Annotated in this window: 22 protein-coding genes, 2 tRNA genes and 2 pseudogenes; 16 read left to right on the top strand and 10 right to left on the bottom strand. The window is 41.8% G+C overall.

Going from position 1 to position 23365, the window contains the following annotated elements:
• The first annotated feature begins 10 nt into the window (after window positions 1-10).
• The 3 genes from mltC (at window position 11) to B0183_RS08335 (ending at window position 1398) form a co-directional block, all read left to right on the top strand.
• Window positions 11-1105, top strand: a complete 1095-nt coding sequence (mltC, locus tag B0183_RS08345) for a membrane-bound lytic murein transglycosylase MltC (RefSeq protein ID WP_021112816.1) — start codon at window positions 11-13, stop codon at window positions 1103-1105.
• 123 nt (window positions 1106-1228) lie between these two features.
• Window positions 1229-1304, top strand: a tRNA-Phe gene (locus B0183_RS08340).
• 18 nt (window positions 1305-1322) lie between these two features.
• Window positions 1323-1398, top strand: a tRNA-Asn gene (locus B0183_RS08335).
• Window positions 1399-1800: 402 nt separating this feature from the next.
• Here B0183_RS08335 and glpC read toward each other — a convergent pair.
• From glpC to glpA, 3 genes are read right to left on the bottom strand one after another with little or no spacing between them, the layout of a single operon-like run.
• A complete protein-coding gene (gene glpC, locus B0183_RS08330) occupies window positions 1801-3078 on the bottom strand; it encodes an anaerobic glycerol-3-phosphate dehydrogenase subunit GlpC (RefSeq protein ID WP_078208649.1) in 1278 nt (425 codons plus the stop codon).
• A 1-nt stretch (window position 3079) separates the two neighbouring features.
• On the bottom strand, window positions 3080-4363 hold the full coding sequence (glpB, locus tag B0183_RS08325; RefSeq protein ID WP_078208648.1) for a glycerol-3-phosphate dehydrogenase subunit GlpB: 1284 nt from the start codon (window positions 4361-4363) through the stop codon (window positions 3080-3082).
• Complete coding sequence (glpA, locus tag B0183_RS08320) at window positions 4353-6044, bottom strand: anaerobic glycerol-3-phosphate dehydrogenase subunit A (RefSeq protein ID WP_078208647.1); 1692 nt, start codon at window positions 6042-6044, stop codon at window positions 4353-4355. The genes glpB and glpA overlap by 11 nt, the downstream gene beginning before the upstream one ends.
• A gap of 279 nt (window positions 6045-6323) precedes the next feature.
• Between glpA and glpT the strand changes: the two are divergent.
• Together glpT and glpQ are read left to right on the top strand one after the other, a co-directional pair.
• Window positions 6324-7769: pseudogene (glpT, locus tag B0183_RS08315) on the top strand (glycerol-3-phosphate transporter).
• Window positions 7770-7833: 64 nt separating this feature from the next.
• Window positions 7834-8916, top strand: a complete 1083-nt coding sequence (gene glpQ / locus B0183_RS08310; RefSeq protein ID WP_021116254.1) for a glycerophosphodiester phosphodiesterase — start codon at window positions 7834-7836, stop codon at window positions 8914-8916.
• Between the two features lie 69 nt (window positions 8917-8985).
• Here the strand turns inward: glpQ and rluC are convergent, their stop codons facing one another.
• On the bottom strand, window positions 8986-9945 hold the full coding sequence (rluC, locus tag B0183_RS08305) for a 23S rRNA pseudouridine(955/2504/2580) synthase RluC (RefSeq protein ID WP_005713218.1): 960 nt from the start codon (window positions 9943-9945) through the stop codon (window positions 8986-8988).
• An 89-nt stretch (window positions 9946-10034) separates the two neighbouring features.
• On the opposite strand from rluC, the gene B0183_RS08300 reads away from it, so the two are divergent.
• Window positions 10035-10946, top strand: a complete 912-nt coding sequence (locus B0183_RS08300) for a mechanosensitive ion channel family protein (protein WP_016527455.1) — start codon at window positions 10035-10037, stop codon at window positions 10944-10946.
• Window positions 10947-11062: 116 nt separating this feature from the next.
• Here B0183_RS08300 and B0183_RS08295 read toward each other — a convergent pair whose 3' ends face one another.
• Complete coding sequence (locus B0183_RS08295; RefSeq protein WP_005713220.1) at window positions 11063-11818, bottom strand: M48 family metallopeptidase; 756 nt, start codon at window positions 11816-11818, stop codon at window positions 11063-11065.
• A gap of 66 nt (window positions 11819-11884) precedes the next feature.
• Window positions 11885-12412, bottom strand: coding sequence for an inorganic diphosphatase (gene ppa / locus B0183_RS08290; RefSeq protein ID WP_005713221.1), 528 nt, complete (start codon window positions 12410-12412; stop codon window positions 11885-11887).
• 51 nt (window positions 12413-12463) lie between these two features.
• Between ppa and B0183_RS08285 the strand changes: the two genes are divergently transcribed.
• Both B0183_RS08285 and ilvC read left to right on the top strand, forming a co-directional pair.
• Window positions 12464-13033, top strand: coding sequence for a pyridoxal-phosphate dependent enzyme (locus B0183_RS08285; RefSeq protein ID WP_078208646.1), 570 nt, complete (start codon window positions 12464-12466; stop codon window positions 13031-13033).
• A 148-nt stretch (window positions 13034-13181) separates the two neighbouring features.
• Window positions 13182-14663, top strand: coding sequence for a ketol-acid reductoisomerase (ilvC, locus tag B0183_RS08280; protein WP_078208645.1), 1482 nt, complete (start codon window positions 13182-13184; stop codon window positions 14661-14663).
• A gap of 77 nt (window positions 14664-14740) precedes the next feature.
• On the opposite strand, the pseudogene B0183_RS08275 reads toward ilvC, so the two are convergent.
• Window positions 14741-15164 (bottom strand): annotated as a pseudogene (locus B0183_RS08275) (IS1595 family transposase); the annotation flags it as partial.
• A 248-nt stretch (window positions 15165-15412) separates the two neighbouring features.
• Window positions 15413-15742 (bottom strand): LysR substrate-binding domain-containing protein, encoded by a 330-nt coding sequence (locus B0183_RS08270; protein ID WP_021112046.1) that lies wholly within the window; start codon window positions 15740-15742, stop codon window positions 15413-15415.
• On the opposite strand from B0183_RS08270, the gene B0183_RS08265 reads away from it, so the two are divergent.
• The 4 genes from B0183_RS08265 (at window position 15742) to B0183_RS08250 (ending at window position 17548) form a co-directional block, all read left to right on the top strand.
• On the top strand, window positions 15742-16296 hold the full coding sequence (locus tag B0183_RS08265; RefSeq protein ID WP_234802050.1) for a DsbA family protein: 555 nt from the start codon (window positions 15742-15744) through the stop codon (window positions 16294-16296). The genes B0183_RS08270 and B0183_RS08265 overlap by 1 nt on opposite strands.
• A 109-nt stretch (window positions 16297-16405) precedes the next feature.
• A complete protein-coding gene (locus tag B0183_RS08260; RefSeq protein ID WP_075604839.1) occupies window positions 16406-16831 on the top strand; it encodes a PACE efflux transporter in 426 nt (141 codons plus the stop codon).
• On the top strand, window positions 16818-17216 hold the full coding sequence (locus tag B0183_RS08255; protein ID WP_078208643.1) for a MarR family transcriptional regulator: 399 nt from the start codon (window positions 16818-16820) through the stop codon (window positions 17214-17216). The genes B0183_RS08260 and B0183_RS08255 overlap by 14 nt, the downstream gene beginning before the upstream one ends.
• A 5-nt stretch (window positions 17217-17221) precedes the next feature.
• A complete protein-coding gene (locus B0183_RS08250) occupies window positions 17222-17548 on the top strand; it encodes a GNAT family N-acetyltransferase (RefSeq protein ID WP_021114158.1) in 327 nt (108 codons plus the stop codon).
• Window positions 17549-17638: 90 nt separating this feature from the next.
• Here the strand turns inward: B0183_RS08250 and B0183_RS08245 are convergent, their stop codons facing one another.
• A complete protein-coding gene (locus tag B0183_RS08245) occupies window positions 17639-18928 on the bottom strand; it encodes a PHB depolymerase family esterase (RefSeq protein WP_078208642.1) in 1290 nt (429 codons plus the stop codon).
• A gap of 168 nt (window positions 18929-19096) precedes the next feature.
• Here B0183_RS08245 and B0183_RS12790 point away from each other — a divergent pair, with 168 nt between their 5' ends.
• A complete protein-coding gene (locus B0183_RS12790) occupies window positions 19097-19414 on the top strand; it encodes a MazG-like protein (RefSeq protein ID WP_044009326.1) in 318 nt (105 codons plus the stop codon).
• Window positions 19415-19471: 57 nt separating this feature from the next.
• Here B0183_RS12790 and rsmD read toward each other — a convergent pair whose 3' ends face one another.
• Window positions 19472-20059: a 16S rRNA (guanine(966)-N(2))-methyltransferase RsmD gene (rsmD, locus tag B0183_RS08235; RefSeq protein WP_078208641.1), complete on the bottom strand. Its 588-nt coding sequence runs from the start codon at window positions 20057-20059 to the stop codon at window positions 19472-19474.
• A 98-nt stretch (window positions 20060-20157) separates the two neighbouring features.
• On the opposite strand from rsmD, the gene ftsY reads away from it, so the two are divergent.
• Genes ftsY through ftsX form a run of 3 tightly spaced genes read left to right on the top strand, consistent with a single transcriptional unit; the run spans window position 20158 to window position 23126 of the window.
• Window positions 20158-21537, top strand: coding sequence for a signal recognition particle-docking protein FtsY (ftsY, locus tag B0183_RS08230; protein WP_078208640.1), 1380 nt, complete (start codon window positions 20158-20160; stop codon window positions 21535-21537).
• Window positions 21537-22190 carry a cell division ATP-binding protein FtsE gene (ftsE, locus tag B0183_RS08225; protein ID WP_021110246.1) on the top strand — a complete coding sequence of 218 codons (654 nt, stop codon included), beginning with the start codon at window positions 21537-21539 and terminating at the stop codon, window positions 22188-22190. The genes ftsY and ftsE overlap by 1 nt, the downstream gene beginning before the upstream one ends.
• A gap of 9 nt (window positions 22191-22199) precedes the next feature.
• The gene (ftsX, locus tag B0183_RS08220) at window positions 22200-23126 is read left to right on the top strand and encodes a permease-like cell division protein FtsX (protein WP_021112037.1); all 927 of its coding nucleotides are present in this window, start codon (window positions 22200-22202) and stop codon (window positions 23124-23126) included.
• Window positions 23127-23365: the final 239 nt, after the last annotated feature.

Here is a 23365-nt window from a genome sequence, read left to right as displayed (position 1 = left end):
AGATAACCTAATGAACAAATATAAAAAATTCCTGCCGTTATTGGTGCTGATCCCTTTTTTAGCATCTTGTGGAAGTGATACGCCGACGAGAAAAGGTTCTAAGAAGCCTCGCCCTGATTATTCTAAAAATACCAATGGATTAGATATTTTGATGGGGCAATTTTCGCGTAATATCGATCAAATTTGGGGCGTTCATGAACTGCTCCAAGCAAGCCAGAAAGACTATGTAAAATATACGGACAAATATTACACCCGTAGCCATATTAGTTTTGAAGATGGTCAAATTACCATTGAAACTTTGGCGGATCACAACCGCTTGCGTAATTCGATTATTCACACATTATTGATGGGATCAGATGCTACAGGGATAGATTTATTTGCTTCGGGTGATGTTCCTATTAGCAATAATCCTTTTTTAGCAGGTCAAGTTGTGGATCAATATGGGCGTTCTGTAACCAATATGGCGGTTGCTAATGATTTTGCAACTTACCTATTGCAAAATAAATTAAAAACACGCCGCTTGAAAAATGGACATACCGTTACTTATGTCACGATTCCAATGATTGCAAACCACGTTGAAGTTCGTGCAAGACGATATTTGCCATTGGTTCGTCAAATGTCAAAACGCTATGGCATTGATATGAGCTTAATTCTGGGTATTATGGAAGTTGAATCAGCATTTAACCCTTATGCAGTAAGTTATGCGAATGCGATTGGTTTAATGCAAGTTGTACCTCGTACAGCTGGACGGGATATTTTTGCGCGTAAAGGTTTTGGTGGCCAGCCTAATCGTGATTATCTTTATAACCCAAGTCAGAATATTGATGCAGGCACAATGTTCTTAACGATTTTGCGTGATGAGTATCTAGAAGGAATAACTGATCCTACATCAAAACGTTACGCAATGATTTCAGCATATAATAGTGGGGCTGGCGCAGTACTGAGAGTGTTTGATAATGACAAATTAATGGCGATTGAGCGAATTAATAACTTAGATCCGTCAGCAATTTATCGAATTTTAACCACCGCTCATCCATCTTCACAAGCAAGAAACTATTTGGTTAAGGTAAATAAAGCCCAACAAAAATACCGTAACGTGAGATAACACGTTGTTTTTTAAACAAATTGAATAAAAAGCGATCCGTTAAACAGATTTTTTTATTTTTTTGAAAAAAACGTTTGACGAGAGGGGCGGAAATCAGCATAATGCACCCCGTAACGACGAGATGCCTCGATAGCTCAGTCGGTAGAGCAGGGGATTGAAAATCCCCGTGTCGGTGGTTCGATTCCGCCTCGAGGCACCATTTATGTTACAACTCTTTTCCTCCTTAGTTCAGTCGGTAGAACGGTGGACTGTTAATCCATATGTCGCAGGTTCGAGTCCCGCAGGAGGAGCCATATTTTTAGCCCCGATGAGAAATCATCGGGGTTTTTCTTTTTCTCTCTATACCTAGGCATAGTAGAAAAATGGTTGCTAAAAAGTGGCTTAAAGCCTTATAGTACAAGGATTTAAGCCCTTTTTTAAATAACCATCTGTCTTCTTTCACAAAGAAATTACGTCTGATAGATATTTAGATTGATTACACAAGTAAAACAAACCTATAAACAATTAGCAGAAAGGTATCAATGTTTCATTAGAGCTACTCAACATTATTTTGCATAAAAAGAACAGTAGATACCATAATGTTAAATTTTCCCCATCCGTCTTTCGGGCCCTTCCCCCCGTTTGTGGGGGAAGGGGTTAATGAGTAATAAACTAAGGTTCGATGAAAGTACGCAGGAAGTTTGGTAGAGAGGGAACTATCTCTCCAACGCTATCGCCAACAAAGTAATCGGGTGTAGGCAGGTTAAGTTGGTGGACATATCAATTTGCCATTTACAGGTTTCGCACTCGGAAACGACATAGTCAAAACCGCCGTTGTTGATGTGTTGGAATAACGGATTGTCGATGGCTTGTGAGGTTTCGTAGTTTTCCGCTTTGAAGCCGTAAGTCCCTGCAATACCACAACATTGTGATGGTAACATCACAATTTCAATCCCTGGGATATGTTTTAATACATCAAGGGTGTAAGGCGCCCAACCTGCTTTATCAACGTGACAAGCGGTATGATAGGCAATGCGTAATGGCATCTGTTTGAATTTTGGTTTTTTGCCTTGATTAAACAGTTCATAGAGATATTTGGTGACGATATGAACGTGTGGGCGGACTTTGGCGTTGTCCATTCCTAAAACGTGATGATATTCGTCACGCAAATTCATTGTACAGCTTGATGATGTCCCTACTACGTCAAGCTCTCGGTTCATCACCACTTTTTCAAGTTCTGCAAGGTTGAATTTCGCTTGTTGCTTCGCTCTATCTGGGAAGCCGTTTACCATTAATGGCAAACCACAGCACTTCTCTTTTTCAAGTAGCATTACGCCGATGTCCATCGCGTTAAACACATCAATCAACTCTTTACCAAGTTGTGGATTGTTGTAGTTCACATAACAGCCGTGATAGTACGCCACTTTTTCACGATAAAGGGCTTGGCGTTCTTGCTCTTTTTTCATATACCAGTTGCGGAATGAACCAAAAGCGTATTTTGGCAACGAGCGATGACGGCTCACTTTGATGGTTTTTTCAAGCAAGAATTTGGTTGCTTTTAGACCTGTGATGGTATTGACAATCGGGGCTAATGGGGTGTTCATTTTGCCCATAATGTCGGTGTTGCTCAAAATAGCATCACGCAGTTTGTGCATTAGCGGTTTGTTTTGGCGATCTAAATGACGGTTTCTCGCTCGCACAATAATGTCACCAATTTTGACATCAGACGGACAAGCTACTTCGCAACGTTTGCAGTTGGTGCAGTATTTGAGTGCTTCATCATAAAGTTCAGGGCTTTTTAAGCGTAAACGCTCACCATCTGGGCCTGATTGTTTCGGACCTGGATACATCGGGTTATTACGCGAAACAGGGCAAACCGCCGTACAAGCGGTACATTTAATGCAACTTTCAAAGGACTCATCAAAACCGTGATGAACAACGGCAGAATGGGTATTTTGTTGAGCTTGTTCGATTAAACGTTGAATGTTGTTCATATCATGCCCCCACAATTTCTTCTGCAACGGCAAGTGCCGTTGCCACTGCCACACCTGAGCCACAGCCTAATTCAAGGCTATTAAAACCGCCAATGACGTTGCCAGTTGCATATAAATTCGCCATAAATTGCCCATCTTTGCGAACTTGGCATTTTTCGTTGATCGCAACCCCTGCCGATTGATACGGTTGTGGCGATGAAAAGCGATTAGCCGTCCACGACAAGCGGTCGGTTTCATTGAAATCTTTGCAACCAACAATATCGGCTTGGAACACTGGTTCAAAAATGCGATCAAAGTCTGCTTTTAAGCCGTTGCTGAAATAGCTTCCTGTGGCGAGTACAAGATGTTCTGCACTGATCGCATTGTCTTGGTGAAGCTGGGTATAAATCCGTTGTACTTTGCCATTTTCAATATCGGCTTTTAATGCTCTGTCGCCGTTTAACATCAAACCGCCCAAGCGTTCAAAACGGTGGCGAAGTTGTTTATGTTGGCGAATACCGAGCAATGATGGCGGTAAGGTTGGTAATTCAAAAATCGTTGCTTCCACCGCTTGTTGTAACTGGTTGAAGAAACTTTGATCGTCCAAGCCAAAACAAGCTGGTAAGAAGATCGCTTCTGCCCCTTTGGTTGCCGTTTTGATTTCTGCCACAAGATCACGGAAAGCCAATTTGTGTTCTAACACTTGAGCGATATTCACACTACGGAACTCACGAGCATTGTTACGCAGTTGGTCAAGCTCTGGAATGTTGAGATAGCCAGTGCTTAATTCGCAGTGGGTAAATTGTGGGTTCTGTTTTAGGTTATCGGCTAACAGTTGTGGCTGGAAGTCGTGATAGCCTTCGATCCCCAATATCGCAATTGTTTTATAGGAGAAAGGTTCGCTACCTTTGACTGTTGGCACACTGTTTGGCGATAACCACGCTCCACGCAAGCCACCTAAAGGCGTTACTCGTAGGTGATTTTGTGCGGTAGAGCCAACCAAATCGAGCTTGAGCGATGTGGCGAGTTGTTCAAATTGTGTCGCTTTGGCAAGGACTTTCTCTTTGCCAAGTAAGCTGTAAGGGTGTTGTGGCAACTGTTTTGCGAAAGTTGCATAGGATTTGCAAAAATCAGCGACAAACTCACCGCTTGGTAAACGGCTGAGTAAATCCATTGAACCCGAAGAGAAATCAATCGCCGCTTGACCATTGTTGATGATCACACAACGTTTACCCTGTTCTTGTAGGGCAACCCCACAGGTTAAGCCTGCAAGACCGCCACCGATAATGACTACATCAAAATTCATTGCTATCTGTCCCCTGTTGAGCTTGCTCTGCAAGCGGTTGCACATCATTTAGACCTAATAAACTGTAATAGATCCAACTGGTAAAATCGGCTTCTCGAATGGCATCGCCCCACGCAATCGGCTCAATCCCACGCCAGCGTTCTTCCATAAAAGAAGCCAGTTGAGTGGTGGATTGTCGTGGTGTTGCCACTTCAAAACGGGTCATCAGCCCTGCGGCACGGCAGGCACAGAGTTCTGCTTGGCAAGTTCCCATTCCAACACGGGTACGGCGACGTAGATCGACAAGATTATTGACACTTAACTCGTCCACCGCATAGCGAACTTCCCCTGCGGTGACCGCTTCACACTCACAAACCAGAGAGCGGTCAAGACGTTCTTTATCCAACAGGCGAGTAGCTCGAGAGCCGTGACGATAAACCGCAGAATAGCGAATGGTACTTGGCAGTGAAATGACTTTGCTGTTGGTTTCCGCTCGGCTTTCACTTGAACCAGGTAAGGCTTTTTCTGCAGTAACACAGCGGTCGGTTTTGTTTAATTTTTTGCAAACGAGATCCGTTGCCCACTCAGCCATTAAGCGATAGGTCATTAACTTACCGCCTGTAATAGTAATAAAGCCTTCTAAGCCATCACGCTCTTGGTGATCGAGCAAGACGATACCACGGCTGACATTACGTCCTGATGGATCATCATCGGTAGCCACTAACGGGCGAACCCCAGCGTAAGCACGCAATACACGGATATGTCTTAAACTTGGTGCAAGTTTTTCGCCTTCTCTAAAGAGAATATCGACTTCTTCGGGGGTGACGATCATATTGTCGATTTGATCGTAAGGAATACGGCTTGATGTTGTTCCGATAACGCTGATAGTGTCGCCTGGAACAAGAATATCCGCATCGGCAGGCTTACGGCAACGGTTGATCACCATTTTGTTGATACGGTGTCCCATCACCAGTAATGCGCCTTTGGCGGGGAACATTCTGATTTTCAAATCGGCATATTCAGCAATGCCTTGTCCCCAAATACCGCCAGCATTCACAACCACAGGGGCAAAGAATTGACGTTCCACTCTGTTTTTATGGTCGTAAACGTTCACGCCAATCACTTTACCGCCTTCACGAATTAACCCTTTCACTTCGCAATAGGTAAAGACTTTCGCACCATTCTCTGTGGCATCTAACATATTTGATGCTGTTAGGCGAAATGGATCAATGGAACCATCAGGCACAACCACTGCACCGACAAGAGCTGGATTTACCGAAGGCTCCATTTGCATCGCAAGTTTTGGATCGATAGCCACCGCTTCAATGCCTGACTCCGTACAGGCTTGAATAAAGGTTTTTTGATAGTCGAGATCATCTTCAGGCAAAGTAATAAACAACCCTTCCGTTTCATCAATACAGTGGCGAGCGATCTTGCGTAGAATTTTGTTCTCTTCAATACATTCTCTCGCAGACTCACGGTCGTTTACCGCATATCTTGCACCACTGTGTAACAAACCGTGATTACGCCCTGTTGCCCCTGTCGCAATATCTCGACGTTCAAGCAAAATACAATCAATGCCACGCAATGCACAGTCACGAGCAATCCCTGCCCCTGTTGCACCGCCACCAATGATAATCACATCCGTCGTTAAGGGTGAAAAATCTTCCACATTTTTATACATATGAGGTGATATCTTCATTGTTACCCCTACAAAACAAACAAAAATAAATTAAATTGTTGATATTCTATCCCTAATCAACATTTTTAAACAAGAAAATGAGCGAAAAAGAAATTAAATTTGTGATAAAGCTCACATTTATCCAAATTGCTGAGCAAGTTTTGTGAAATAGCTCACAAAATGAAGAAATACTTCTTTTTAATTTTCAAAAAAGGGATATTATGAACAACGTCAAGGTCTGGATATGTTTACAAACAAAGCAGACCTTATTTGTCTATAAACTTTATTGTTGGAGGCTCTATGTTTGGTCCTTTTAAACCCGCTCCGCATATCCCGGAGCTACCAAAAGAGAAGATAGATTCCACTTATAACCGCTTACGTTGGCAAGTGTTTGCAGGGATCTTCTTTGGTTACGCAGCATATTATTTCGTTCGTGCGAATTTCGATTTAGCTCAAAAAGGTTTAATCGAAGCAGGAATGTACACAAAAGCAGAACTTGGTGTGATCGGTACAGCAGCAGGTTTAGCTTACGGTTTGTCTAAATTCTTTATGGCAACCATTTCAGACCGTTCAAACCCACGCGTATTCTTACCGTTTGGTTTGTTACTCTCTGGTCTTTGTATGACAATGATGGGCTTAATGCCTTGGGCAACTTCAGGCATTTTAGTAATGTGGGTAATGATCTTCCTAAACGGTTGGTTCCAAGGTATGGGTTAGCCTCCGTGCGGACGTACAATGGTTCACTGGTGGTCTAAATCAGAACGTGGAACCATCGTATCTATCTGGAACTGTGCGCACAACTTAGGGGGTATGGTACCAGGTGCGATGGTGTTACTTGCAAGTGCAATCTACTTCATCAACTACGGCGTAGAAGCAACTGCTAAAGACGTATGGCAACAAGCGTTGTACTATCCAGGTATTGCTGCAATGGTGGCTGCAATTCCAATCTATTTAGTGATGCGCGATACTCCGCAATCTTGTGGCTTACCACCAGTTGAAAAATGGCGTAATGACTACCCAGATGACTATAACGAAAAAACCTACGAACACGACTTAACCGCGAAAGAAATCTTAGTGACTTATGTGTTAAAAAATAAATTGTTATGGTACATCGCAATCGCTAACGTATTCGTTTACTTAATCCGCTATGGCGTATTGAAATGGTCACCGGTTTACCTTGGCGAAGTAAAACACTTCAACATCAAAGGTACCGCGTGGGCATATACCATCTATGAATTAGCAGCAATCCCAGGTACATTACTCTGTGGTTGGGTATCTGACAAACTATTCAAAGGTAAACGTGGTTTAACAGGCTTCATCTTTATGATCCTTACCACAGCAGCAGTAGTTGCATTATGGATGAACCCAGCAACACCAGAAGCAGAACTTGCACAATACGCAGGCAAAGGATGGTATGAAAACCCATATCAATTAATGGACTTCATCTTAATGACCACAATCGGCTTCTTAATCTACGGACCAGTAATGTTAATCGGCTTACACGCTCTTGAACTTGCACCGAAAAAAGCAGCAGGTACAGCAGCAGGTTTCACAGGCTTATTTGGTTACTTAGGTGGTACAGTATCTGCATCAGCAGTGGTTGGTTGGGCAGCAGAGTACTACGGCTGGGACGGTGGCTTCTATGTAATGATCGCAGGTGGCGTATTAGCAGTATTGTTAATGTTCATCACAATGCTTGAAGAAGGCAAACATAAAGCGAAATTAGAAGATAGCTATGGTAAATAATTAATGATTAAAAGGAAGACATTTTGGTCTTCCTTTTTTATATCTACAAAAAGAGGAAAACAGTATGAAACTCACAAAATTTGCATTAGGTTTAGTCGCAACAGCAGTATTAGCAGGTTGCTCAACATCAACCCCAGTCGCAACACAATCAGATAAATTAATTATCGCTCACCGTGGTGCAAGTGGTTATTTACCAGAACATACTTTAGAGAGTAAAGCTCTTGCCTTTGGGCAACAAGCGGATTATTTAGAGCAAGATCTTGCAATGACCAAAGATAATCGCCTCGTAGTTATTCACGACCATTTCCTTGATGGTTTAACCGATGTCGCGAAAAAATTCCCAAATCGTGCGAGAAAAGATGGGCGTTATTATGTGGCGGATTTCACGTTAAAAGAAATCCAAACCCTTGAAATGACCGAAAACTTCAAAGTAGAAGATGGCAAACAAGTTCAAGTCTACCCAAACCGCTTCCCAATGTGGAAATCTGATTTCAAAATTCACACCTTTGAAGACGAAATTGAATTTATCCAAGGCTTAGAAAAATCCACCGGCAAAAAAATCGGCATCTACCCTGAAATCAAAGCCCCTTGGTTACACCACCAAGAAGGTAAAGATATTGCACTGGAAACTTTAAAAGTGTTGAAAAAATACGGTTATGACCAAAAATCAGACCTTGTTTATCTACAAACCTTTGACTTCAACGAGTTAAAACGTATCAAAACTGAATTGTTACCAAAACTTGGTATGGACGTAAAACTTGTACAATTAGTGGCTTACACTGACTGGCACGAAACGGAAGAAAAAGACAAATCAGGTAAATGGGTAAATTACAACTACGACTGGATGTTTAAACCAGGTGCGATGGCAGAAGTAGCGAAATACGCAGACGGTGTTGGACCAGGTTGGTATATGTTGATCGACAAAGAGAAATCAAAAGTAGGCAACATTGTTTACACTCCATTAGTTAAAGAGTTAGCCCAATATAAGATGGAACTTCACCCGTACACAGTACGCAAAGACGCACTACCTGAGTTCTTCACCAACATTGATGAAATGTATGATGCCCTACTCAACAAAGCTGGTGCAACAGGTGTATTTACTGACTTCCCTGATACTGGGGTGGAGTTTTTAAAAAAAGGTAAATAAAAACGGGTTAGACTATAAATTTTTTAATAGACCTCACTATCTATGGATGTAGTAGTGAGGTTGATTAGATTATTTTACTCTCAACTTCGCCAACACGGCTTTTAGTTGTTTATCCAACGGTGCTGTCACGACCATTTCTTCGCCCGTTTTAGGGTGAACAAATCGAATAGAATGGGCGTGTAAAAATAAACGGTTTAAACCCGCTTGTTGCATTTTTTGGTCAAATTCACGGTCGCCGTATTTATCATCAAGGGCAATTGGGTGTCCTGCGTATTGAGTATGTACACGAATTTGGTGCGTTCTACCTGTCACAGGCGAAGCCTTGACTAAGGTCGCTATCGGATAACGTTCTTCAATTACAAATCGGGTCTCGGACGGTTTGCCTTCTTCACTTACTCGTACAATACGTTCACCACTGGCTAATTCGTTTTTCAATAGTGGTGCTTTAATCACTTTAACGTGCGATTGCCACTGCCCACGCACGAGCGCGAGATAATCTTTCTGTACCACTTTTTCACGCAACTGTTCGTGCAAACTACGCAATGCGGAACGTTTTTTCGCTACTAACAACAGCCCCGATGTATCTCGGTCGATACGGTGAACTAGCTCTAAAAAACGGGCTTGTGGGCGTAACGCTCGTAAGGCTTCAATCACACCGAAGCTCAAACCGCTACCACCGTGGACGGCAATGCCTGACGGTTTGTTAATCACTAACATCACTTCATCTTCATAAAGAATTTGATGTTCAAGCTCTGCAACTTTGTTGAGTTTGGTCGAAATCGGTGCTTCATTTTTTTCTGCCACACGCACAGGCGGAACTCGCACAATATCGTCCGCTTGCAACTTATATTCGGGTTTAATCCGTCCTTTGTTTACTCTCACTTCGCCTTTACGCACAATACGGTAAATCAGGCTTTTTGGCACGCCTTTGAGCTTGGCGAGTAAAAAGTTATCCAAACGTTGCCCAGCTTCATCATCACTGATCGTAAAAAATTGAACGCTGGCACTAATTACTTTTTCTGTTGTCATTTTGATATAAAGAAAGGAAAAATGAATTGGATTTTATCACAAATTCTGTCTCGTGTTAGAATAGGCTGAAATTGATATAGGAGAACATAATGAGTACCACAGAAAAAACAAAAGAAATCATACCTGAAATCACTTTACCCCCTGAAGCGAAAGAGATTATTACTGATGTAAAAAATCTTGAACTTCAACAACTCCTGGAAAATTGGATTATTCCCTATGGCACTAAATTGTTAATTGCAATTGCGATTTTTGTTATCGGGCGTTATTTGGCAAGGGCTATCAGTACCCTTATCGGCAAAGCGGTATTAGCATCAAGCAAAGATGAAATGCTACAAGGTTTTGTTCGATCTATCGCTTATTTTCTGTTTTTGCTGATTACAGTGATTGCCTCACTTTCACAATTAGGCATTAATACGAGTTCGTTAGTGGCATTGATAGGTGCGGCTGGTTTAGCCATTGGTTTAGCCTTGCAAAACTCATTACAAAACTTTGCTGCTGGGGTAATGCTATTAATCTTTAAACCATTTAACAAAGGCGATTTTATTGAAGCTGGTGGTAAATCAGGCAAAGTTGAGCAAATGGGGATTTTGATGTTGGAGCTAAGAACGGTCGATAATAAAACGGTGTTGATCCCAAACGGTAAAGTATTTGCCGACAGTATCACCAACTACTCCCGCAATGAAACTCGTCGCATCGACTTCATTTTCGATATTAGCTATGAGTCCGATATTGAGAAAGCTAAAGAGATTATTGCTCAAATTCTGTTTGAAGATGAAAATGTTTTACACTATCCAGAGCCTACCATTGCAGTCGGTAACTTAGCGGCAAGCAGTGTGCAGTTATTTGTGCGTCCGTGGGTACAGACGAATAACTATTCAACTACACAATTTGCGATTTTGGAAAAAGTAAAAATTGGCTTTGATAAGGCTGGGATTTCGATTCCGTATAATCAGTTAGATTTACATTTGCCTGAGCAGACCTCGGTAACCTTTACTAAATAGTGAATCCTAATAATTAGGGGAAAAAATATATTCTGTTTTCCATAAATAGAATATTATTTTGTGAGTTCCCCGCTATTTATAGTGGGGCTCATAGAATTTTTCAGGTTATTTAGGTATTATTTTTTCCGATTATAAATTTCCTTAGCCTTAGGCACTAAACGTGCTAAATTCGCTTGGCGATCTTCGTTTGACGGGTGAGTAGAAAAAATAGACAAACCTGAACTGCCGTTCGCTTGGCTCATTTTCACCCACACATTTGGTGCTGCTTCGGGGTTATAACCTGACTCTGCCATTAACATCAAACCGACTTCATCGGCTTCTGTTTCTTGACTACGAGAGAAGGGTTTATTGGCAACTAAATCCACCCCTGCACTGAGCAGACCCTCTGTATCTACCCCTGTTGTTGCGGTCACTGCAACATCAGCAAGTACACCAACAATACCTGTCACTGCGCTAACAGTACGATCTGATTTGCCATGTTCTTGCAAAGCGTGAGCCATTTCATGTCCCATCACAACCGCAATCTCGTCATCAGATAAATTCAACTTATCCACCAGCCCTGTGTAGAATGCCATTTTTCCACCAGGCATCGCCCAAGCATTCAATTCACTTAATTTCAGCACAATGATTTCCCATTGAAACGGCACACCTGTTTTATTTGCTCGTTCCGCATAAAGCTTCATCTTATTGAAAACCGAATGAATGCGATGAGCTGTCGTTGAGCTAGTATCTAACATACTTTTTGCTCTTGCTTCCTGCTTCACTTTAGCATAATTACTTTCTGCTTCTTGATTAATTTGGGCTGTGCTAACACAAGCGGTTAAAAGTAGTGAACAAATTGCTATAACGCTAAGATTCTTGAAAAATTTCATACTTAATTCCTATCATAAAAAATGCCAAAGCGTTTACTTTGGCATTATATTCGGTTAATAGTTTAATTATTTTTTCGCACGTTCGAAAGACTCTAAGATCTCTTGACGAGCTTCATTCACATCGCCCCAACCTTCAACTTTCACCCATTTGCCTGCTTCTAATGCTTTGTAGCTTTCGAAGAAGTGTTGGATTTGTGCTTTTAATAATGCTGGTAAGTCGCCTACATCTTTAATGTGATCGTACTCTTTAGTTAATTTGCTGTGTGGAACTGCAACTACTTTCGCATCGCCACCTGCTTCGTCAGTCATTTTTAACACGCCAACTGGACGGCAACGAATCACTGAACCTGGTTGAAGCGGGTATGGCGTTGGAACTAATACGTCCACAGGATCGCCATCAGAAGAAAGGGTATGGTTTACATAACCGTAGTTCGCAGGATAGAACATTGCTGTTGCCATAAAACGATCCACGAAAATTGCACCACTTTCTTTATCCACTTCATATTTGATTGGATCTGAATTTGCAGGAATTTCAATTACAACATAAATATCATCTGGTAACTCTTTACCAGCAGGTACATTTTCTAAGCCCATTTTGGTTTCCTTCTATTAAATAAGGGTGAAAAATTGGCAAGATTATAACGGATTCATTGCCAATCAGCAAAGCAAGCGGTCGTTTTACAGCAAAAATTTGTAAAAATAACTCTAAAACCTATCGCTTGTGTAGGTGGAGGTTCTAATGCTTTAGGTTTATTTAACGCATTTATTGATGAGCCCTCTGTCGCACTAGTTGGAGTGGAGCCAGCAGGGGAAGGCTTGGATAAGGCTGGGCGACACGCAGCTACAATGACAAAAGGAAAATTCGGTCAAATGCAAGGCTTTAACTGCTATTACTTGCAAGAAGAAGATGGCACACCATCAGCCGTTCACTCTATTGCTTCAGGCTTAGACTATCCAGGTGTCGGACCTCAACACTGTTATTTAAAAGATGTTGGGCGAGGACGCTATGAAACAGCAACCGATCAAGAATGTTTAGAAGCATTCCTCAGCCTTTCACGCCAAGAAGGTATTATCCCTGCTTTAGAGAGTGCTCACGCTGTGGCTTATACGTTACGTCGAGTCAAGGAACTAGGAAGCGATAAGCGATTATTGGTGAACTTATCAGATAGAGGCGACAAGGACACTGATTTTGTATTAAGTAAACTTACCTTATAAACAAAAATGTAATTGCGTAAATTGAAATAACAAATCCTAATAATATCAATTTACGCAATCATCAAAATCCGTATAATTCTCGCCATAATAATTACAGTATGTAAACACAACATCAAACATTCAACATTAACAACACAGGATTTTTATTATGGCTAACTATTTCAACACATTAAACTTACGTGAAAAACTTGACCAATTAGGTCGTTGTCGTTTTATGGATCGCAGCGAGTTCGCGGACGGTTGCAACTTCTTAAAAGGCAAAAAAATCGTGATCGTAGGTTGTGGTGCGCAAGGTTTAAACCAAGGTTTAAATATGCGTGATTCTGGTTTAGATATTGCTTATGCATTGCGTGCAGAAGCAATCGTAGAAAAACGTGCATCATTCACTCGTGCGTCTGAAAATGGTTTTAAAGTTGGCACATACCAAGAGTTAATCCCAACGGCAGATTTAGTGATTAACTTAACCCCAGATAAACAACACTCTAAAGTGGTGGCAGATGTGATGCCGTTAATGAAACAAGGCGCAGCATTCGGTTATTCACACGGTTTCAACATTGTTGAAGAAGGTGAGCAAATTCGTAAAGACATCACCGTTGTGATGACGGCACCAAAATGCCCAGGTACAGAAGTGCGTGAAGAATATAAACGTGGTTTCGGTGTGCCTACATTAATCGCAGTTCACCCTGAAAATGACCCGAAAGGCGAAGGTATGGCGATTGCAAAAGCGTGGGCAAGTGCGACAGGTGGCGACCGTGCAGGCGTGTTAGAGTCTTCATTCGTAGCAGAAGTGAAATCTGACTTAATGGGTGAGCAAACAATCCTTTGCGGTATGTTGCAAGCAGGTTCTATCGTGTGCTACGACAAATTAGTGGCGGACGGTAAAGATCCGGCATATGCAAGCAAATTAATTCAATACGGCTGGGAAACCATTACCGAAGCGTTAAAACAAGGCGGTATCACATTAATGATGGATCGTCTTTCTAACTCAGCGAAAATCCGTGCCTTTGAATTAGCGGAAGAAATCAAAGAACAGTTAAACTTCTTATATTTAAAACATATGGATGACATCATCAGCGGTGAGTTCTCATCAACTATGATGGCAGACTGGGCAAACGGCGATGCAAACTTATTAAAATGGCGTGAAGAAACAGGCAAAACGGCTTTCGAAAATTCACCAAAAGCAGACGGTATCAAAATTTCTGAACAAGAATACTTTGATAACGGTGTAGTGATGGTTGCAATGGTAAAAGCAGGTGTTGAAATGGCATTCGATGCAATGGTTGCAAGCGGTATCTACGAAGAGTCTGCATACTATGAATCATTACACGAGCTTCCGTTAATCGCAAACACTATAGCGCGTAAACGTTTATACGAAATGAACGTGGTTATTTCAGACACTGCGGAATACGGTAACTACTTATTCTCACACGTTGCAACGCCAATCTTAGCTGAGAAATTAATCCCAATGTTACAAAAAGGCGATTTAGGCGAACCAACACCAACTGTTGAAATTGACAATGTCTACTTGCGTGATATTAACGATGCCATCCGCAACCACCCGGTTGAGTTAATCGGTCAAGAATTGCGTGGTTATATGACAGATATGAAACGTATTGCTGTTGGTGACTAATTTTTAGTGATAAAAAAGCCTGCTATGGAAATAGTGGGCTTTTTGTGTTTGGTTTAATTAATATGGGAATAGTAGACAAAATTTTCAATTCCGTTGATGTGATTTTGTTTCACTGTAAACAGCTCCGAATGGTTAATTCGTTCGTGGTGAAATTCGCTCACATCGAGGGCATCATAACTACGATAAGTATCGGTATAACCCCAGCTGTCAGGCTTGGTTTTCCTTGCTATAACAGGCATTAGCGTTGTTGTCTTCGTATCATTGACGACCACAGTAAATACTTTTCCTTGCCGTTTCAATATCCCAAAAACAGCCACTTTTCCTGCTGCTCCACGACCTCGTTTTCCTTTACGAGGTCCACCAAAATAGCTTTCATCCAACTCAATTTGTCCGTCAAATACTTCATCTGCTTCAAGGGCTAAATCATAACTGATGACCTCACGGATTTTTCGGTAAAACAGGATCGCTGAATTGGGCTGAATTACCGAGTAAATCTGCGGCTCAAAATAAGATTTCAATTTATTGTTCTAAATTAAGAAAATTATTAAAAATATTATGTGTGAAAATAGCGAAAATACAGTCATATTTTCAACTGCTTGGGGATAAAATGATAGAAATTCCATCACCTATTATTCTTCTTGTAATGATTATTATAGAAAGATTTATTTTTCGGAACACTGTTGATAAGTAAAAACAGTACCATAAGTAATCGGAAAGCAGGAGTGCTAAATAAATAACCAAATTTAACTCTACCACGCTTTCCCTTCAAAACTCTCCACCAAAAAATCAATCAATTTTCTTACGGCAAGGGGGAGTTTGTCCCTTGACGGATAGATCGCATAAATGCTGAATGTCGGCAGTTGCCAATCGGGTAGGACGGCTTGCAGTTTGCCCTGTTGCAGTTCGGTTTCCAGCATATATTTTGGCAACATCGCAATGTCGCTCCCGTCTAGCACAGCGTTGAGCAGTGCTTGGGTGTCGTTGGTAGTGAAACGGCTGTTTAAGTCGAGCAATACTTCTCGCTCTCCTTGCGTACATTTCCACGCTTTGCGGTTGGTGTTATGGTGCGTCAGCGACATTGCAAAAACTCAATGAAATCTATCCGCTTACCTTAACGCCAACAGGCTTGTTTTACCAAAGCGGTCGTAAAATGGACGCCGATTTCGCCAGCTATGCGTGGGGTAACGAGCAACGGATTGAAAAATTGACCGGTCAGCCGTTTAGGCAGGCGTATTTGGAAAACGTGCTGCAAGGGCAAGGCGAGTTTAATTCAGCAAACAGCTTACTGGCTTTAACAGCGGTGCAACAAATTGCTCCAGAACAAGAGCTTGCTGTGTTGTCAGCGTTGCAGACGGCACGTTATGTGGACGGTTTGGATAATGCAGATTTTGCTGTAGTTGAACAGGTGTTGCACAAGCTCAACCTTAGCCAAGCTGTGTCGTTGCTTAGCAAACAATCTACCCAAACGGCATTAGCACAACGTCTTCAATTCGGGCAACAACTCGCCCACCATTGCGGTGTGCAAGGTGTGCCGCAGTTGATTGTGGAAAAAGATGAACGGTTGCATATTGTGCCGAGCCAGTTGTTGTATGGGGCTGGTGTAAGCCTTGTGGACTATGTGCGACGGCTTTAATAAAAAACGTAAGGTTTTATTGCAATAGATAAATCCCTAAACAACACAGTTACATTTAATCCTATGTCGTACTAAAATAAATCTATTTAGTACGATATAGGATTATTTTATGACTTTTTACAAACACATTTTTCACTCGGTATTATTTGAAATTGGAGCAATAGCAATCGGTACGGTTGCGATATTATTGGCTGGGGATTTCAGCCTTGAAGCTGCGGCTGGCACGGGGATTGCAATGTCTGTGATGGCAATGGTACTTAATTTCTTCTTTAACTATGTGTTTGATAAAATTTTTACCGGCAAGCGGGAAGAACGTAGTCTAAAATTACGCATTTTACATACCGTCTGCTTTGAGTGTACCTTATTGCTGTTTACCATTCCGGTGGTGGCGTATTTATTGAATTTAAGCCTGTGGCACGCCTTTTTGGTGGATATTGGTTTGAGCTTGCTGATTATGCTGTATACCTTGGTGTTTAACTGGCTTTATGACATCACTCGTGTCAAATTTTTGGAGCGTAAAAATGCCCCCCTTTGATAAATTGGTGGAGCTAGCAGCACAGCTGTCGAGCATTTATGCTAGTGTAGCGAAACAACATCAGCTCACCTTAAATGAATTGCATTTTTTGTATTCCATTGGTCGCTATGGTGCGACTTCACCTACTGCTATTGGCGATAAATGGAGTTTGCCGAAACAAACGGTAACCTCTGTTTGTAAACAACTAGACCAAAAAGGTTTTTTGGCTTTTCTGCCTGATGAGAACGACAAACGCAGTAAGTTGATTGCTTTAAGTGCAAGCGGTAAAATTTTTATCGACCCGATTATTGCTCGGCTAACCGAAGCAGAATTGCAAGTCACGTTGAAGCTCGCCCTGATATTTTCCAAGCGGGTAAGCGCAAATACAGCGATGAAGAAATTTTAGCCTTAATGGCAGACGAACAAAAACCGATCTTTGTGTATGAAGATGAAAACGGCACGGTGCAAGGCTATGCTTTCTGCATTTATCAAATTATGCAAGGCATTCCAGCCTTATTTGATCGCAAGGTGTTGTACATTGACGATTTCTGTGTTGATGCGTCACAACGAGGCAAGAAAATCGGCGAGAAGTTGTATCAGTATATGGTGGACTTTGCCAAAGCAAACGCTTGCGACAGTGTGACACTTCACGTTTGGAATGACAATCAAGGGGCATTCCGTTTCTATGAACGCTTGGGGCTTGAACCGTTAAAAACCTTGATGGAGCAGAAGCTTTAGGGGAAAAAGCGGTGGGATTTTGACGAGATTTTGCATTTGCAAACTTTTCTTCAAATCCTACCGCTTGTTTAATTAACCTAGCATATTGTTTTAACCTTTCACTTGTTCAAACAACCACTCACGGATTGGCTCAATAGTATAAGCCACTCGCCACGTATTGCGGTGACCGCTTGCGCCTTTTTTGTCCGCTCCTGGAAGGAAAACCGTGTCTTTGGCGAAAACAGTGTAATTGATTGGATTACCTTGTGCGACGATTTTATCGTAGGCAAAACGGTATTCGTTAGCGTTCCAGCGAGCGTCCCAAATTTCACGACTGATTTTTGCCCCTTCTTTTTCTAATTTTTCCGTGATGGCGTTTTGTCCTTGGAATGCACCTAAATCATCTGCGGAGACTAAAATCCAAAGTTTTTTCTTCGCAAGCGGTGCAACCAAATCCGCTCCCCATTGACCCGCGACTAAGAAGCACGCCGCAAATAAATCGGGATATTTGATGTTCATTGCAATGGCCATCATACAGCCGCCGGATTGCCCCGTAGAGTAAATGCGATTGCCGTCAATGTTGTATTGTTTACGCAAGCTGTCGATTAAATGAATCGTGGTCTCTAACATCGGTGAGGCTTGAGATTTATCGTCCACGATAATTTCATCAAACTGTGGCGCAAGCACGAAGCAAGGGCGTTTAGCCTGATCTTCTGGACTAGCCCACGAAATTGCACCTAAACCTTGCAATAAAGTCGCTCGGTGAAATTCACTGGTTACACCGGCATCGTGCATAAACAGCACTAACGGCAAAGGTTTGTCGCCGTGATTTTTCGGAACATAAAGGTTGTAACGGAGAGATTTTCCCGTTTCAGGATCGTTAAAGGTGAGCTGTTGGAAATCGTCCACAATCAGATTTTTTACCGAAGAAGTCGAAAGTTTCGTGCCGTCGGGATTAATGGTTGCGGTCGGATCATTAAAAATTAAATTAGTTGCTGGTTTATCGCCTGCCACCCAAGGTTTACCGCCCCCTGCTGGTTTTGGTCGAACTGTTGCATTTGCCATTGGAATCATTTCCGATAATGACAAGTTTGCATCATCGGGAGAAAGTTGCACAATCACAAACTTGCCCGATTCTGCTTTATCTAAGCTAGCAGAATTACTGACAAATACATTAGTAATCGTGCGTCCTTCAACGCTGAAATCTTTTGCGTCAAACTGACCGCTTGTGACAGGCTGGCTGTATTCAATGGCAATGGCGGTTAAACGCACACCATTACCAAAAACTTGGGTAATTGCCGTAGCCGTTTGCGGTTTCGCACCAGTGTTAGCTAGGGTAGGAAAGCTAGCAACTAAGGCTGTACCAGCACTCATAATTAAAAATTCTCGACGAGATAACATATTACTTTCCTTTTGATTTAGTGAATTTGATAGATATAGACTATAAACTTGTCAATGAGTTTAGCATTTTATCATTATAAAAATAAATTTATCACGGTTGGGGAAATAATATGTAGGCGGTAAAGAGACATGATGGTAAGGTAGTATTTTTAAATGACGGAGAAAAATATGGATTTCCAACACATTATCGAACGCTCGCAAGCCATTCGGGAAAAATATCATCAACTAGAACGACAAAATCACCAAACCGAATGGTCGGTGATTGAAGATGCCTTAGCCTTTTTGAGTGATGCCGGATTAGTCGGTCGTTTAACGATGTCGCAACAAGAACGCTGGGTTTCAAATAAAGATGTGACGCCAGAACTTAAACATAAATTGGCTGAATGTATTTGGTGGCTTGCCGTGCTTTCAAAACGAATGGATATAGATTTAAAACAGTCTATGGAAACTTTTTTATCAGGTATGGAACAACGTTTGGGGAAATAACAAAACAACAAGCGGTGAGATTTTGCATATTTGAGACAATCCCACAGCTTTGTGTTATCAAGTCCTCACCAACCTACTCACCACCTGTCCTGCTGTTTTTTCTTTAACTACCTGCCAATGTTCAGGCAAGACCAACGGCGAGTGATTTTTTTCAGCTTCGACATAAATCAAGGCGTTTTCAGCCAGCCAGCCGTTTTGTTCAAGTGCCGTTAAGACTTGTGGTACAAAGCCTTGATGAAATGGCGGATCGACAAAAACCAGATCAAAAGGTGCCTCGCTATTTTTCTGTGCAAGAAATTGTAATGTGTCCGTTTGAATGACCTTGCCATTTTCAGCTTTTAGGCTGACTAAATTCTTTTTGAGTTGATTTGCCGCGCCTGCAAATTTTTCTAAGAATACGACCGCTTGTGCTTGACGGGATAAGGCTTCAATCCCAAGTGAGCCACTGCCAGCAAAGCAGTCCAAACAACGAGAGCCAGCAATATCCATCATCAGCCAGTTAAAGAGCGTTTCTTTTACTCGGTCAGTGGTTGGGCGTAATCCTTCGGCGTTTAATACGGGCAGTTTTCGTCCTCGCCATAAGCCAGCAATCACACGGACTTCGCCTGTTGGTCTGTTTTGTGTAGAAATTCGAGTTTTTTTCATACGAAATCGTAAAAATTAGGGTTAAAAATGATAGACTAATACAAGTTTATTCCATTTTTATCGAAAATGGATTTTTTAATTTTAAGAGAGAGCAAAAAATGTCAGATGAAAAGAAGAAAAAAGGCTTTTGGTCTTGGTTAGGTTTCGGGAAAAAGGAAGGCGTTGAACAAACGGCAACAACCGAAGAAAAAGTAGCAGAGAAAGCAGATGCTCAACCAGAAGAAATTACGGAACAAGCGGTCAGTTCTGAGCAAGATTTTGCAAAAAATGAAGAGATTATTGAAGAAAATATAACGACCGAAGACGTGGTTGAAGTACCAACTGAAGTTGTCGAAGAAGTGATTGTTGAACCAACGGCAGAAGAAACGATTGAAACACCAGCTGAAACTGTTGAGCAGGCAGTTGTTGAACCCATAGCAGAAATCACGGAGAGCTTAGATGAACAAGCGGAAGAGTTGCAAATTTCTGAGCAAAATCCACCGCTTGTCGAAGATGAAAGTCCAGTCGAAGAACGTGTTCAGGCAGATGAATATCAAGAAAAACCAACCAGCGAAGGCGGTTTTTTCAGCCGTTTAATCAAAGGATTAATCAAAACGAAGCAGAGTATCGGCTCTGGCTTCCGTAATTTCTTTAGTGGTAAGAAAATTGATGATGAGTTGTTTGAAGAGCTAGAAGAACAGTTATTGGTGGCGGATTTAGGTATGCCGACTACCACGAAAATCATTAAAAATTTAACCGAACACGCCACAAAACAGCAATTACGTGACGCTGAGTTGCTCTATCAGCAGTTAAAAGTTGAACTTGCCGATGTGCTGAAACCTGTTGCTCAGCCATTGGTATTGGAAGATAAAAAACCTTATGTGATCTTGATGGTGGGGGTAAATGGGGTTGGTAAAACAACTACTATCGGTAAATTAGCACGAAAATTCCAAGCGGAAGGAAAATCAGTGATGTTAGCGGCCGGCGATACGTTCCGTGCGGCGGCCGTTGAACAGCTTCAAGTGTGGGGCGAACGCAATAACATTCCTGTTGTTGCACAAAGTACAGGGGCTGACTCTGCGTCAGTGATTTTTGATGCAATGCAATCGGCAGCAGCAAAAGGGATTGATGTGTTAATCGCAGACACCGCAGGACGTTTGCAAAACAAAAATAACTTAATGGACGAGTTGAAAAAAATAGTGCGAGTAATGAAAAAATATGATGAAACCGCACCGCACGAAATTATGCTTACCCTTGATGCTGGTACAGGACAGAATGCGATCAGCCAAGCGAAACTGTTTAATGAAGCGGTTGGTTTAACGGGGATTACCTTAACAAAACTGGACGGTACTGCGAAAGGTGGGGTAATTTTTGCGATTGCGGATCAATTTAATATTCCAATTCGCTTTATTGGGGTGGGTGAAAAAATTGATGATTTACGCTCATTTGATGCCGAAGAATTTATTGAAGCCTTATTTACTCACGAGGACGAGAAGTAATGATCCGATTTACTAATGTCAGCAAAGCCTATAAAGGCGGTGGACGACCAGCTCTGCAAGGGATTAACTTCCACCTTGCAGAAGGGGAAATGAAATATATCACGGGGCATTCAGGGGCAGGAAAAACCACCTTGCTGAAGCTGATTATGGGCATTGAACGAGCCAATGGCGGACAAGTGATGTTCAACGGACACGACATTACGCTCCTTGCAGAACGAGAATTGCCGTTTTTACGTCGTCAAATTGGTATGGTTCACCAAAATTATAGCCTACTGAGCGACCGCTCGATTTTAGATAATGTAGCATTACCTTTGATCATTATGGGCGTTAATCAAACCGTTGCAGAACGTGAAGCTCGCCTTGCTCTTTCTCGTGTTGGCTTGGAAAATAAAGCGAACTTCCGACCGCTTCATCTGTCAGGTGGGGAGCAACAACGTGTAGATATTGCTCGTGCGATTGTTCATCGTCCGCTGTTATTACTTGCTGATGAACCAACAGGCAATTTAGACGACAAACTCTCTTTTGAAATTTTTCGTTTATTTGAAGAATTTAACAAAGCAGGCACAACAGTATTGATTGCCACCCACGATACAAACATTATCGCCCAACGCCCTAAACCGTGTTTAGAGTTGGAAGAAGGACATTTAAAGTAAGGATCGACAATGCTAAATTCACTTAATGCTCAAACCCGTTTTATTCTGCGTTCAGTGTGGCAAGATCTACTCAAACGTAAATTTGGCACTTTCTTAACGGTATTAGTTATTACGGTGTCCTTAACGATACCGACCGTCAGCTACTTGCTATGGAAAAATACGAGCCACGCAGCGACGGAATTTTATCCAGAGCCAGAATTGACGGTCTATCTACATAAAAACCTAGCAGAACACGATATTAATGCAGTTGTTGAACGGATTCGTCAGTTTGATACCGATAAGGTGGACTCTCTTAATTACATTTCTCGCCAACAAAGCCTAGATGAGTTTCGTTCTTGGTCAGGATTTGGGGAGGCATTAGATATTTTAGATGACAATCCACTACCAGCCGTGGTGCTCTTAAAGCCGAAAAAAACCTTTACCTCACCTGAAAATATGCTGGAACTTCGCAATGGTTTGCAGAATATTAAAGGGGTACAGGAAGTGCGTTTGGACAATGGTTGGTTAGAAAAACTTACAGCGATTACCCAACTCATTGCTCGTGTAGCGGTCACTTGTACGCTGTTGATGCTGATTGCCGTTTTCCTTGTTATCAGTAACAGCATTCGTTCTGATGTGTCTAATAGCAAAGCATCTATTGATGTGATGCAACTATTGGGAGCGACGGATCATTTTATTTCACGCCCATTCTTATATATTGGAATGATTTATGGCTTGCTCGGAAGCCTACTAGCGATGCTATTTAGTTTAATGACTATCAGCTATTTTACAGGGGTAGTTCGTTATGTATCAGATATGTTTACGGTAAAATTTGAACTACACGGCTTTGATGTTAGTGAGGCGATTTTTATTATGGCACTGAGTATCTTTCTTGGGTGGTTATCTGCGAAGATTGCGACGAATAGGTATATTCAGAAGATTGGTGGAAAGTGGTAGAAGCTTTTATGAAAGATAGAATAGCTGTTAATTTTTGGCAAAGCGATATAAGAAAATGCGCTGCATTAGAGATGTAGAGGCTGTAATAAAATAGGAGACTGATGTAGATCGACCCTATCCCAAATTCTGTGTAAACACCCATTTCAACTTAACGGTGATCGTCTAGGCGATCATCAAAATCAATCATAAATCGATTCATCGCCGGTTTCCGGTTCTGAATCGGCATTGTCCATTTTTTT

It is taken from the genome of Glaesserella parasuis (genome assembly GCF_002015085.1).
GTDB classification, from domain to species: domain Bacteria; phylum Pseudomonadota; class Gammaproteobacteria; order Enterobacterales; family Pasteurellaceae; genus Glaesserella; species Glaesserella parasuis.
The sequence above is the reverse complement of the archived record's forward strand: the minus strand, read 5'-3'. Positions and strand labels throughout refer to the sequence as shown.